Here is a 12,984-nt window from a genome sequence, read left to right as displayed (position 1 = left end):
CATCTAACTAATCAGAGTTTTCTGCCCCCTCAGAAAATCCGGGTTTTGCATATGTCCTCCTCGATGGAGCCAATCTCATGTATGTATGCCATGGCAACGTTCTCTGCTATCTGTACCACACCATCCATTCCAAGTTCAGGCCTCTCATCCAGGAGCCCCACGGTATCCACATCATCTGGTGTGCCCTTCTCATGGATGTTCACACCCAGGTGTATCTTCATGCTGGATACCGAGGCGGTTGCTATGGAAACAGTTAACTTGGATGATCCTACGTAGAGGTCATCACCCTCCCTCCGGATCTCGAATCCATGAGCCCGAAGTTCCTCCATGAGGAGCATGACCAGGATCCTCTGCCTGTGATAGGATAAACGCAGACTTGATGGCTGTTCATCAAAGTGTTCAACAATGAAGTGAAGGACATTCTCAGACTTTATCTCAAGGTCAACGTCCTCGTAGTCCACGATGTTCTTCACATCCATTGGGCCTATCCAGGTTATTATGCTCGAACCCTTTATTCCCAGTTCACTGAGGGCCCATGCAGGTTCTATCTGGCTTCCATCATACAGGATAGGGTCCTCAAGGTGCTCATATATCATTCAATCACCATCTATACTATTTGGAGGTGGTCCTATAAGTAGGATTTGAGTCACATGAAGAGACCCATAACAGAGATCCCCCAGGGAAGTGACCCCATGTTTGAGCCCCTGATGTGATTGAAATCAGTCAATAACCAGTAGCTCCCTGTAACCGGTTCTCTCATCCATCACCCTTTTCAGTTTACCATGATATGGTATCACGGCAAGCTCGACTGTTGTCCTTATCCTGCAGTAGCCCTTGAGGTGTCCGCCAAGTACCCTTCCAGAGGAATCAGCCACTGCAATGTGGATGTGGACGCCATCACCTGTGATTGTCCCCTGAAGGGATATTATCTCAAGGGGGCCCTCAACCGTAAGGATGCTCTCATTCGCGGTCCTTATCCTCACACCATGGAGGCTACCTATACCTGCTACAACGACACCTTCAACATCAAGGGCCTCCATCTCAGCCATGAGATCCATGCCAGGCTCAAGTCTCAGGATAATCATATTAAATTATTTAGAGATCAGCCCTCATTTAATTATCATGAAAAATCCAGATAACCGGGAAGAGATAAAGCCCCATGATACCTCCAGAAGAATATGAAAAGCTTTATAGTTCCATCATGCATTTAATTTACCTATGAAAGCCCGAATCCGTGACTTCATACACACCTCTGATGATCTATTCTTTGCTGTTACATCATATGTTCATCCAGAAGACAGGATATTATCGTTTTTGCGATACATACCAGACAGTGAAGGTGAAAGGTCCCTGAATTCGGCAAGATACTCAAAGGTGAATTCTGAGCTGGCATACACCTTCCTTGAGGAGAACCACCCCGCCTACCTCCACCACTACGAGGAACTCGGTGTCCTCATGATGGGCGTCCCCCATGAAAGGGTGGATAACATACTGAAACCGGAAAAGCGCCTTATGGATATAATGGAATCCCCAACCGATCAGCTGCTGGCCAGGGTTGTGATGATTGCCAATACGTTGCATGATGCTGCAGGGATCCCCTACAGTTCCATGGGGGTTTCAGGTTCAGTGCTCCCCGGATTGTATGACCCCCTGAACTCCGATATAGACTTTGTGGTTTACGGTTTGAGGAACCACCGGAGGGCCATGGAAGCCTTCGGTGAGCTTAAGGGTGACCCTGAGAGTCCGCTGAATGGACTGGATGAGGAACAGCTCATGAAGGTCTACAGGAAAAGGATAACCGATGATACGCTCTCCTTCAGGGAGTTCTGCTGGTATGAAATGAGAAAGAATAACAGAGGAATAATCAATGGAACACTATTCGATATCCTCGCTGCAAGGGACTGGAGTGAAATTCAGGGCTCATGGGCCGATACAACCTATGAGGACTGCGGCAGGGTGACCGTCGAGTGCACGGTATCTGATGCTATCGAGGCCTTTGACAACCCTGCAAGGTACCTTGTGGAGGATGTCCGTGTACTTGAGGGGCCCGAAGCCGAAATCACTGAGGTTGTGTCCTTCACCCACACCTATGCGGGGCAGGCCAGGGAGGGTGAAAGGATAATCGCAAGGGGTAAGCTTGAAAGGTTCAGTGGAAGGGAAAACGGATACCGGGTTGTTGTGGGAACAACAAGGGAGGCCGAGGACGAGTTCATCAAGCTGAAGGATCTCAGATTATAAGGTAAAAAATAAAGAGATTATTTATTAGGCTGTGGTGAACGCTGATCTGAAGTCCGCTGCCATCATGTTACCTGTGCTGGTCTTAACAGCAGCCCATGGAACAGTGATGATGTACTTTGTGCGGGCACTCCAGCTACCAACGGGTTTTATGTAGAGCCTGTTACCACTGATCCTCTTACTGATGGACTTCAGCCTTCCAGTGGATGTTTTAACCGTTATCTTACTGTAGGCTGGCCCTGCAATTATGCTGTTACTGAAGGTTATAACAATGGTCCTGGTCCTTGAAACCCCTGTCGCACCATTTCTCGGGTCAATGTAGGTTACAGCAATGGCAGATGTGAATGAAGAACTGAAATCAGATGCGAGGGTAACCCCATTGACCGTTTTAACTGAGTTCCTGGGCACGGTAATTATATACCTGACTCCCGGACTCCAGCTACCAACGGGTTTTATGTAGAGCCTGTTACCACTTGTACTCTTCTCGATTTTCTTGGATACACCACTGGACGTTCTGACAGTTATGTTACCATAGGCACTGCCGGCGAGGATATTCTCACTGAAGGTTATAACAATCCTCTTGGTTGATGAAACTGAAAGGGCGCCATTGGCTGGATCAACTGAGAGGACACTTAATGGTTTGAAGACTGTAACATTCACCGGTGTCATGTTATTTACAGTCACAGTGTGGGTTCCGTTCTGGAGAAGGATGGTGAATGTCACCGTAACCGTTGATTGTCCATCAACCTCAACGGTCTTCTGATCAACTATAGTGCCATTTACAACGAGCAGTACAGTCTCATTTTTTGAAAAATCGCCAGTATTTGTGATTTTAACCGTTACTGTGACATTTAATGGTTCAGTTCCTTTTAATGGTGTTGCCGTGAGGTTACCATAGTTTATGGTGGCTGGTATAAGGTTCCTGTTCACTGTGAGATTGTTGTTGATTATACAGGCGTCCCTTATATTATTTTTACCCTCCAGTAGCTGGGTTGTCTCGTTGTATGGGATCGTTATATTGACCACATGGCTACCTGGCCCGAGACCTACTGGCCTTGTGATGGTCTGTGTCTCGCCGTAATTGAGTGCGTTTATGTAGTGCGCTGTTTCATTGCCATCACAGTTTATTTTAACCATGAACTGGCCTGTGGGATCTATGCGTGTGAGGTTGGCCTGACCATTGTTCCTTATGATGACCTGGATGTTTGTGGGTGTTACTGTAGCATTAATCACCGCAAGGTCCACGATCAGGGGTCTGTAATCCACAGATATGGGTGAATCCCCAAGTCCATCCCCATTGGTATCATTCCCTGAGTAATGTGACCAGTAATTACCTATCTCTGTGTTGTTAAGGCGGTTGCCCGCTTCTGTATACACAAGGCCGTTTATGAGATAGTTCCCGTAGATGCTATTATCGCTACCTGTTAGTTGAAGATTGTAACATAGCGAATTAGCTATCCTGTTAGCTGTTATGGTGTTGTTGACACCGTAATTATAGATTCCAAAATTATTGTCGGTCATGTTGTTATCAATTATGCTGTTGAAGGCGGCCCCGTTCATCGCAATTGAATACGTGTTTTCCTCAAATCTGTTCTGGGATATGGTATTGTATGAGGAATCCCCCAGCCATATACCGTTAGCTCTCCGTGTTATAATATTTCGTGAGATCAAGTTGCCTGAAGAACTGACCAGAGTGATTCCATCAAAACCCATTGAATCACTTGTTATGGTGTTACTCCTGATTGTGCTGTTGGAGGAACCATTAAGTTTAATACCGCCAGCTTTGAGGTAGTTATACGATACTGTGCATCTGTTTGCATTCACAAGTATACCATAATCATTGCCGCTGGTTATATTGAATCCACGTATACTAACACCATCTGCCGTTACGTTGATTACTGGCCTATTGGGATCAGCTGGATTTATAACAACGGCTCCCCTATTTATTGATGTGAGAGAAACGTTTTCCTTGACTATCTGAACATTCTCGTTGTAGGTTCCATCATCCACACTTATACTATCGCCAGGTCCGCAGTCATCCAGTGCTCCTGAATGGTGTCATAGCTCTGCCCTGTCCTATCATTGACAGCGGCCCCCGATGCCGTGCTGGAAAAAGCAGCCACAAAAAAGGCAGCCAATAACAGAATAAAAACCTTTCTATGCATACACCTCCCCCCCGATTATGTTCAAAGTATATTCTGAACAAAAAACGATATATAATTTACCATTTTAGAAATAAACCTAAAATATGATTATAAGTATATTATTTCGTATGGTGCCAAATCCCGCCTTTTAATCAGGAACAGAAAACACAACAAAAAAGTCCCGATTTCACTGGGAATCTGAACTATTTTAAACTGGAAATGCGATAAATCATCAAGGTGAATGGTGGAGGGACACCTGTAGATGAAGTTACACTGTTCATTAAATGTGGAGGTTTTCATGTGAATGCTGGACTCATAGGATTTGGAACAATCGGGGCTGGGGTTGTGGAGATATTCAACACTAACCATGACCTCATCAGAGAAAAAACCGGGAAGGACCTGAAACTCAAAAGGGTGGTGGACCTTGACATAGAAACTGATCGTGGCGTTGAAATAGACCCTGAGATACTCTCAACAGATGCCGATGATATCCTCAATGACCCGGAAATCGATATTGTGATAGAACTCATAGGGGGCTATGAACCTGCCCGTAGCTTCATACTGAGGGCGCTGGAAAATGGTAAGCACGTTGTAACAGCCAACAAGGCACTCCTCGCCAAGCACTGGGATGAGATAATGGCCGCTGCAAGGGAAAATGGTGTGAGAGTCGCATTCGAGGCCAGTGTGGGTGGAGGCATACCCGTACTGAGGGCCCTCAACGAGTCCCTCGCAGCTAACCGGATAAAATCCATCTATGGTATAATAAACGGCACAGCCAACTACATCCTAACAAGGATGGCCTCTGAGGGCATGGAATTTGATGATGTCCTCAGGGAGGCCCAGAGGCTCGGTTATGCTGAGAGAGATCCCACATTTGATATTGAGGGTCATGACACTGCCCAGAAGCTGATAATACTTGCTCTTCTTGGTTTTGGGGTTTATGTGCCTGAAGGGGACCTCCACGTGGAGGGTATAAGCAGTATAAGGCAGGATGACATTGAATACGCAAATAAGGAGCTTGGCTGCAGTGTTAAACTTCTTGCAACGGCCTCTCTGGATGGTGGTGAGCTGGAAATGGGTGTGATGCCCTTCCTTGTACCCCACGAACACCTGCTTTCATCTGTAAATGGCGTGTTCAACGGCATATACATCACAGGTGACTTCACCGGCCCTGTGATGTTCTATGGTAAGGGAGCCGGGAGGAGGGCCACTGCAAGTGCAGTTGTTGCAGACTGTATGGAAATCGCCCTGAACCCTGAAAGTCCAGTGCAGCCAGGGCCCGGTATAAGGATGGTTGAATCCATAAGGGAGTTCAGTGAAACCAGATCAAGGTACTATATCAGGCTTGATGCAGTTGACAGGCCAGGGGTCCTCCATGAGATAGCCGGGGCCTTCAGCAGGCATAAAATAAGCATTGAATCGGTTACACAGAAGGGTGCCCTTGAGGGCGAATCCGTACCCATATACATAGTGACCCATGAGGCAGCAGAGGGTGACATTCAGAGCGCCCTCAGGGAGATATCTGAAATCAGATGGGTTACAGGTGAACCCGTGCGCCTTAAAATACTCTAATTTTTTAAATCTCCTCTTTTTTGTTTTTTATGGCAGAGGCATCATGTAAACCCTATGCCATGAGCTCTTCAGACCTGGGATTCCCACCATCATATTTAATACTTATTAATAAATTAATAATAATATACTGGTGGTGAATCCTATGTCCATTGCGGTTTCCATGATATCTGAATTCATGTTCTGCCCGGTGAAGGTGTATCTCCGTGAACTCCTTGGGATCAGTGAACCAGGTAACAGGTTTGCAATAAGCCTCAGGGATGCCTACCTCGATTTCAGGGCATCCGCTGAGAGCAGGGCGCGGAAGATTGATGAAGACATCAGAATGGATGAACTGGAATCTATCCTCAGGGAGGACCTGGAGGTGATAATAGGGGGCTTTGGTGATGCTGAAAGGGATAAGATAATGCATCTCATGCTCTTTGAGGTTGAATCCACTGCAAACAGGATAATGAGGGCCATGAGTACCCTTGGGCTTTCAGGGAACATGTTGGCCCATGTGCTGTTTCCCCCATTGATCAGGGATTACCCCATAAACGATCCCTCCCTTGAGATCCATGGACGTGTAACCATGGAGCTGGTTGATGGCTCCTACTACCCCCTGAAGATAAAGACCTCAAAACCTCCCTTCAGGGGTGTCTGGCCAGCTGACAGCCTTGAACTCACAGCACATGCTATTCTGGTTGAGAGGGAGTTTGAGACAGAAACCATGGTTTCATTCATAGAATACATACTTCCCGGTGAGAGAAGACCCGTTCTGGCAGATTATGGGAGAAGGGAGTACCTCTTCGATATCCTGGATGATATAAGAAGGATAAGGGATGATGGTGAGGTACCTGAAGTTCAGGTGAATCCATCTAAATGTGCCAGCTGCAGCCTTGCAGAGGCCTGCTCACGGGAGGGTCCGCTAAAATGAAGGCTTTATAGCATCGCCTGCACCACCCATAAATCCACATGAGATCATAAAATCCACTGTACAATAATCATCAGAATGTAAAAAAGACCGCGACATTACCACCACTAAAAGGATTAGAATTAAATAACCGTTAAAACATAATAATTCAAGGTGATGATATGAAGGAGGAGCTTCTTAAAAAGTGTGAGGATATAGACAGCCCGGATGTGATGAGCAGTTGCCGTGTTCTCCTGGAACTCGCTGCCAAGAAGAAGGATGAAATACCCGAAGAGGACCAGACCTACCTTGAAATGGCAGAGAACCTCAAGCCATCAGATGTATCAAAGGTCCTTGAACTGGCCCTTAAAATAAGGGAAAGTGGTGATATAAAGGACCCTGAACTTAAAAACGCGGCCAGTAAACTTATAAGGGCTATCGAGATGAGCTGAAGCCTGTTCTTTTTTATACTTTATTCGGGTGGCTAAAATCTTTCACCCCTTACCTTTTCGATGTTAAAAACCGCGGTGTCGGCAACCGCCATTACACTCATAACCCCCGCCTGTATGGGGTCTGTCACCACAAGATCCGCCGCCCCCGTGACGCTCCCGGGCATGTTGAGGCTTATGACGATAATGTCATGTTCACTTTTAACTCTCTCAACAGCCCTTGTGATCTCCCCTCCCATGAGTGAACCTGCAAGTACCAGGGCGGCCACCCGTGGGAGCCTCCCAACGGCGCTTACAGCCTCCGCGAGTTCAGCCTCACCCACGAGGGGGATGGTGTCGATGCTTATGCGCTCGCCCCTTATGTTGTGCCTGTCGGCCTCACTGATGGCCCCCATGGCAACCTGGGATACCTGGGCCCCACCCCCTATTATGATTATCCTCTTACCATAGATCTCCTCAAGTGACCTGTGCACCCTGACATCAACCACTGTTTCCAAGGCCCTTATCTCATCCATTAGGGACTCCATGTCCTCCACATCCTCAAGTTCCATGTATATGGAGCCATGGCCATCCCTTTCAACGTAGAGGTGGGCGTAGGTAATGTTTATGTTCCTTGAGGCTATCATCCCGGTTATCTCGCTGAGAACTCCTGGCCTCTCAACCGTCTTTATACTGAGAGCCACTGAACTCATTTAAACCACGAAAAATTTAATCTGAAGCCTCCAGGAGGGCCTTCTCCCTCCTCCAGAGGCTCAGGTAGTTATCCTCATCCCTTACTGGTATTATTCTGAGGCCCAGTTCTCTGTGTTCATCTATCCAGTCCTCATCAAACACAGGGACCTCTATCTTGATGTGCTCGTCGGTGGGATTCACGACTATGATGTTCCTGTAGGGGAAATCCAGTTCCACTATGTAGCCACCCAGGCTTATCATGTGATGCGGCCTTATAACCATCTTCATGCTATCACCTTTATACGAATGCCACCACCAGTGCCAGGACCCCTATCACCGATGCAGCTGCTGTTACCGGGTAGAACTGCTTGAAAGTGAATACCGGTGCAAATGCACTGAAGACTGCCATGATTATGGGGAATATGACTGCAGCTGCCAGGTTGACGAGTATGCCCCAGCTGAGTATGTTGGGGGGTACCCCGATGAAAAGCACTGAGAAGAGACACCCCAGTGTGAACATCAGGAATCCCCTGGTTATGTAGACGAATGCCCTGTACTTTGAGGCGTACTCCATGTACGGCCCCTCTATAACATCAGCCTTGGTCTTTAGTATGGCAAAGGGGTACTCGTTGAGGAGTATCATGTAGCCGATGAAGAATGCCACGGTACCTACAACCCCTGCAAGGGTGAAGAGTACCGGGCCATTGGCTGCCTGGTATGCCACGATATCCCCAATGGATATACTTCCAGCCATCACCGCAGGAACGAAGAGTGCGATGTATATGGGGAATGACCCGAATGCAATCAGCCTGAAAGCCCTCATTGCACTTAGATCCTCAAGGAAGTACCTCTGGACGTTGGGGTGTTTGGCCCCCCTTGCAAGGTCAGGGAATGGCATCCTCAGGGACATTACTGACCTTGAGAGTGAACCCATGAAGACGTAGATCACCTCCTCTATCTTGAGGAATCCTACAACCGCTACCAGGCTTGCAAGGGCCCCGAAGGTGTACATGGGGGGTATGAGGAAGAGCAGTATGAGGAGTGCTGATATGAACCCGATAATGGGGAGTGAATTGTATAGGCGTGGGAGGGGTGAACATGGCTCAATGGTCTTCTTGTAGAAGAATTTGAGTGCTGCCATGAGTCCCGGGCTTGAAACAGGGGGGCCTATGCGCTGCTGTATCCTTGCATGGACAAATTTCCTCTCAATCCCTGGAAGCCATAGGCTTACAATCAATCCAAGTAGGACTGTTCCAGTGACAGATATGATTGAATATGATGCGTCCACTTTGATCACCCTTCAGAATTGAGGTCTATTATTTCAATTGCCCTGTCTGTGCATGTGAAGCAGGGGTCGCACTGCACTATACCCAGCTGTGCATCGGTGATGTGGTGGCCTATGCAGGCATACTGCATGGCACCAATGTTTGACATTGAGGGTGTCCTTATTATTGAACCCCTCACCCTTCCATCCTCTATTGCATAGGAGTGGTAGAGTCTCCCCCTTGGGGCCTCAACGTAACTCTTCACTATTCCGGTATCCTGCATCTCCCAGTTCCTGTCAACAACCCTTCCATCTGGAAGGTCCCTCAGGGCCTGTCTTATTATCTTTATGGATTCAAATATCTCGAGGACCCTCATGAGGAGGTTTGCCCTAACATCCCCACCATCCTGGGTTATGATCTCAAATTCGAATGGGTCATAGCATGGCATTTCAGTCCTCAGATCGAATTCCACGCCCGTTGCCCTGAGTGTTGGACCTGTTACATGTAATCTTAGGGCATCCTTCCTGCTTATGGGGCAGACCCCTGTTATACGGGACATTACCATTGGATCCGAGGTGAACCTCTCTGCAAAGGCCTCAACCTTCTCCTCTATGAAGTCCATTCCATCCATTATCCTCTGGATTTTCATCTCATCAAGGTCAGCCCGGGGCCTTATCCCCCCGATGATGGGTACGCCGTACTGTACCCTGTTACCTCCTATGAGCCTGAGGAGTTCCATGACGGTCTCCCTTATGTAGAATAGCCTCATGGAGAATGTTTCATGGCCCAGGACCTCATTTCCATGGGCCAGGTAGAGGAGGTGGCTGTGGAGCCTTTCAAGTTCCCCCACTATTATCCTTATGTAGGATGCCCTTTCGGGTATCTCCACGCCGAGGCCCTTCTCAGCCACCAGGACTGAATTCCAGAGGTGGACTCCTGAGCAGATCCCGCATACCTTCTCTGTCAGGCTGTTGGCCTTCTCAACCGGGAGGCCCTCCATTATCCTTTCTATTCCCCTGTGGTTAACCCCTACGGTTATCTCGGCGTCTCTGACTATTTCATCCTCAACAAAGAGCCTCACACGGTAGGGTTCTATGGCTGCCGAGTGCACGGTTCCCATTGTTATTTCTGTCTCAATTATCTCCCTTTTTCCATCCATTGTAAGCACCCTGAATTGTCAATCTGCCTCCAGAAGTTTTGGCAGTGCGGCGACTGCCCCTGCAAGGACATCTTCAGGTCTTACCGCGCATCCAGGGACCTTTGCATCCACAGGTATGACCTGATCCACTGGTCCGCAGATTTCCTCTGATGGGATGTCCCCATGTATATTTTTGTAGACCCCGCCCATGAGAGCGCATGCCCCTGCAGCTATAACCGCCTTGGGTTCTGGTATTGCATTGTATATCTCCTTAAGTGGTCCCTCGTTCTGTTTTGTGACCGGACCGGTTACTATGAGTACATCAGCCTCCCGGGGGTTCCATGTCAGGAAGATCTTGTACTGTTCGGCGTCATATTTCGGTGAGAGAACTGCGTTCACTATCTCTATGTCGCAGCCGTTGCATCCCCCTGTGTATACGAGCATTGCATGTACAGCTCTTGCCCTTGAAAATGATTTAAGACCCATAATCCATCACCTACATCTTCCTTGCAGCCTCTGCAAGGGTATCGGTCCTCTTTATAACGCTTTTATCCGCCAGAAACTGTGATATGAACTTCAGCTTGTCCTCACTTATCTTGACGGGTTTCTGAAGTACGGCTCCAGCGTCAAATTCCGCCTTCCCCACATCATTGGGGTGGATAGTCCCTGGTTCCCCGAAGAGGGCGTAGAGGGGGCAGAAGTCATGGCAGTAATAGCAGTGAACACACTTTTCACTGTTGAGAACCGGTATCTGTTTCTTTATAAGGCCCTCTATTATCTCAACTGGTTCATCCAGGTCCTTCATCTCGATGGCCCCTGTTGGGCATGCATTTGAGCATCCAGCACACCCTATGCATGATACCTCCGCAACCTTTGGTTCCGGTTCCACTGTGCCCTCAAGGATCCTTCTTCTGAGTTCCATGTCCGTTACCCTGTCTGCTGCAAAGAGTATCCTCTTGAGGTTTGTGTAGGAACCCTCCAGCATTATCCTTAATATGTTCTTCACCTGAGCCACCATCCATTAATCTGATAAACCGAACTCCCTCTCAAATAGAACCGCCCTTGCAGGGCATATGTTTGAACATGCACCGCAGTGTATGCATTTATCCCCATCCACGATCATAAGTCCACTTTCATCCCTTGATATTGCATCCTCCGGGCATATATCCAGGCAGAGGCCGCATCCGATGCACAGGCGCGGGTCTATGAGTGTGAACCCACCTGTTATCCGTCTCTTCTTCATGGTAGTTTTTGGTATGGCATCTGCAGGGCAGTGGATTCCGCACTTTTCACAGAGTATGCATTTATCGGTGTCCACCTCTATGGAGCCCCTCTTAAGGGTTATGGCATCAACAGGGCATATCTCAGAGCATACGCCACATGATATGCAGTCCTCTGAAACCGAGCCATCCCATCTGACAGTTTTGAAGTCACGCGCCCTGCTCACATCACACGCATTAACGCAGCGGCCACAGGATACACAGTAGCCCCTCAGTTCTCCGTCAACCATCCTCAGGGTTCCGACAGGACATGCATCTATGCAGGGGGTCTCATCGCAGTCCCTGCAGAGTGATGGGTCGTATCTCAGCTTGCCGTCAACCATCCTGAGGGCACCCCTTTCACAGGCCCCTGCGCAGAGCCCGCAGTTTAGGCAGGATACTATGCTGCCTTCACGCTCTGTTTCTGGCCTCCTTATCTTCACCTCAAAGTCATCCACGTATATTGCTCTGCTCGGGCATTCCCTGAGGCATTTGAGGCAGAGTGTGCACTTCTCAGGATCTATCTCAAGGTCCTCTATCGCCCCCACGGGACAGACATCCTCACAGACACGGCACTCTGTGCATACTCCCTCATCTGTATCAACGATTATCGCACCGGTTGGGCAGTAGTACTGGCATCTCCTGCAGAGGGTGCATTTCTCAGGGTCGGTGATCACATTGACCCTGGTGGCCTCATGGCTCTGTGGTGTCCTCCTCACCGGTGGTTTCACCGCCAGGTTGAGCGATTCCAGGAAACGGAGCTGTCTGTCCTCTATGAGGTCAAATGCATCCACCCTTGCCCCCAGAGGGCATTTATCGACGCAGAGCCCGCACCTTGCACATATACCCTTAACGACACCATCCTCTATCCTTATGCTGTTTACAGGGCATGTCATCTCACAGACACCACATGCGTTGCATTTTGCCCTGTCAACCACGTATCCCCCGTACCTGTTTCTGCGTATTGCCTTGTTTGGACAGGCCTCCATGCATGCGCCGCAGGTTATGCAGCTGAAGGCCCTCCCATCAATCATCCTTATTGCTTCAGTCGGGCATGCCCTGATGCATTCTCCAAGTCCCTCACATTTTCCTGTTGATATGAACATGATACTAACCCCATGATATTATCAGCGCCCAAGTAAGAGTTTACCCGCCACTATACCTGCTGCTGCCGCTGCAAACCCTGTGGCAATTGGGATATCCGTGTAGTACGGGAATGGACCGATGTTCCATGCCACCAGGATGAGGACCATGAGCAGCACAATGTAGGTGGAGGCGGGAAACTCATCATCCCTTATTCTGCTTCCAAGTATGAATCCAAGTAGAAACCCGAAGATTATTGGACCTGCAAACATTCCTGA

At 48.5% G+C, this 12,984-nt stretch carries 16 protein-coding genes; 4 read left to right on the top strand and 12 right to left on the bottom strand.

The window, feature by feature from the left end; genetic code table 11:
* Positions 1–29 precede the first annotated feature (29 nt).
* Positions 30–596, bottom strand: coding sequence for a DUF366 family protein (locus tag L5462_RS02580; RefSeq protein WP_237779253.1), 567 nt, complete (start codon positions 594–596; stop codon positions 30–32).
* A gap of 123 nt (positions 597–719) precedes the next feature.
* Positions 720–1,085 (bottom strand): PPC domain-containing DNA-binding protein, encoded by a 366-nt coding sequence (locus L5462_RS02575; RefSeq protein ID WP_237779252.1) that lies wholly within the window; start codon positions 1,083–1,085, stop codon positions 720–722.
* Between the two features lie 133 nt (positions 1,086–1,218).
* On the opposite strand from L5462_RS02575, the gene L5462_RS02570 reads away from it, so the two are divergent.
* Entirely contained in the window at positions 1,219–2,238 is a 1,020-nt protein-coding gene (locus L5462_RS02570; RefSeq protein ID WP_237779251.1) for a DNA polymerase subunit beta, read from the top strand.
* Between the two features lie 24 nt (positions 2,239–2,262).
* Here L5462_RS02570 and L5462_RS02565 read toward each other — a convergent pair whose 3' ends face one another.
* Together L5462_RS02565 and L5462_RS02560 are read right to left on the bottom strand one after the other, a co-directional pair.
* A complete protein-coding gene (locus L5462_RS02565; protein WP_237779250.1) occupies positions 2,263–4,245 on the bottom strand; it encodes an Ig-like domain-containing protein in 1,983 nt (660 codons plus the stop codon).
* A gap of 2 nt (positions 4,246–4,247) precedes the next feature.
* Positions 4,248–4,400: a hypothetical protein gene (locus tag L5462_RS02560; RefSeq protein ID WP_237779249.1), complete on the bottom strand. Its 153-nt coding sequence runs from the start codon at positions 4,398–4,400 to the stop codon at positions 4,248–4,250.
* A 279-nt stretch (positions 4,401–4,679) separates the two neighbouring features.
* Here L5462_RS02560 and L5462_RS02555 point away from each other — a divergent pair, with 279 nt between their 5' ends.
* The 3 genes from L5462_RS02555 (at position 4,680) to L5462_RS02545 (ending at position 7,292) form a co-directional block, all read left to right on the top strand.
* The gene (locus L5462_RS02555; RefSeq protein WP_237779248.1) at positions 4,680–5,951 is read left to right on the top strand and encodes a homoserine dehydrogenase; all 1,272 of its coding nucleotides are present in this window, start codon (positions 4,680–4,682) and stop codon (positions 5,949–5,951) included.
* 142 nt (positions 5,952–6,093) lie between these two features.
* Complete coding sequence (locus tag L5462_RS02550; RefSeq protein WP_237779247.1) at positions 6,094–6,864, top strand: Dna2/Cas4 domain-containing protein; 771 nt, start codon at positions 6,094–6,096, stop codon at positions 6,862–6,864.
* Positions 6,865–7,022: 158 nt separating this feature from the next.
* On the top strand, positions 7,023–7,292 hold the full coding sequence (locus L5462_RS02545) for a hypothetical protein (protein WP_013296411.1): 270 nt from the start codon (positions 7,023–7,025) through the stop codon (positions 7,290–7,292).
* A 32-nt stretch (positions 7,293–7,324) separates the two neighbouring features.
* On the opposite strand, the gene L5462_RS02540 is transcribed toward L5462_RS02545, so the two are convergent.
* The 8 genes from L5462_RS02540 to L5462_RS02505 are packed head-to-tail and all read right to left on the bottom strand — an operon-like array spanning position 7,325 to position 12,978.
* Positions 7,325–7,981, bottom strand: coding sequence for a DUF5612 domain-containing protein (locus L5462_RS02540; protein ID WP_237779246.1), 657 nt, complete (start codon positions 7,979–7,981; stop codon positions 7,325–7,327).
* 16 nt (positions 7,982–7,997) lie between these two features.
* Positions 7,998–8,249, bottom strand: a complete 252-nt coding sequence (locus L5462_RS02535; protein ID WP_237779245.1) for an energy-converting hydrogenase B subunit P — start codon at positions 8,247–8,249, stop codon at positions 7,998–8,000.
* Positions 8,250–8,259: 10 nt separating this feature from the next.
* Positions 8,260–9,249: an NADH-quinone oxidoreductase subunit H gene (locus tag L5462_RS02530; RefSeq protein WP_237779244.1), complete on the bottom strand. Its 990-nt coding sequence runs from the start codon at positions 9,247–9,249 to the stop codon at positions 8,260–8,262.
* A 5-nt stretch (positions 9,250–9,254) separates the two neighbouring features.
* Positions 9,255–10,385, bottom strand: a complete 1,131-nt coding sequence (locus L5462_RS02525) for a nickel-dependent hydrogenase large subunit (protein WP_237779243.1) — start codon at positions 10,383–10,385, stop codon at positions 9,255–9,257.
* An 18-nt stretch (positions 10,386–10,403) separates the two neighbouring features.
* Positions 10,404–10,850, bottom strand: coding sequence for an NADH-quinone oxidoreductase subunit B family protein (locus L5462_RS02520; RefSeq protein WP_237779242.1), 447 nt, complete (start codon positions 10,848–10,850; stop codon positions 10,404–10,406).
* Between the two features lie 10 nt (positions 10,851–10,860).
* Positions 10,861–11,370 (bottom strand): 4Fe-4S dicluster domain-containing protein, encoded by a 510-nt coding sequence (locus L5462_RS02515; RefSeq protein ID WP_237779241.1) that lies wholly within the window; start codon positions 11,368–11,370, stop codon positions 10,861–10,863.
* 15 nt (positions 11,371–11,385) lie between these two features.
* Positions 11,386–12,729 (bottom strand): 4Fe-4S binding protein, encoded by a 1,344-nt coding sequence (locus tag L5462_RS02510; RefSeq protein WP_237779240.1) that lies wholly within the window; start codon positions 12,727–12,729, stop codon positions 11,386–11,388.
* Positions 12,730–12,750: 21 nt separating this feature from the next.
* Entirely contained in the window at positions 12,751–12,978 is a 228-nt protein-coding gene (locus tag L5462_RS02505) for an energy-converting hydrogenase B subunit J (protein ID WP_237779239.1), read from the bottom strand.
* Positions 12,979–12,984 lie beyond the last annotated feature (6 nt).

The organism is Methanothermobacter sp. K4 (assembly GCF_022014235.1).
In the GTDB taxonomy this organism is placed as follows: domain Archaea; phylum Methanobacteriota; class Methanobacteria; order Methanobacteriales; family Methanothermobacteraceae; genus Methanothermobacter.
Note: the sequence above shows the minus strand (reverse complement) of the source record. Positions and strands in the feature narration are given on the sequence as shown.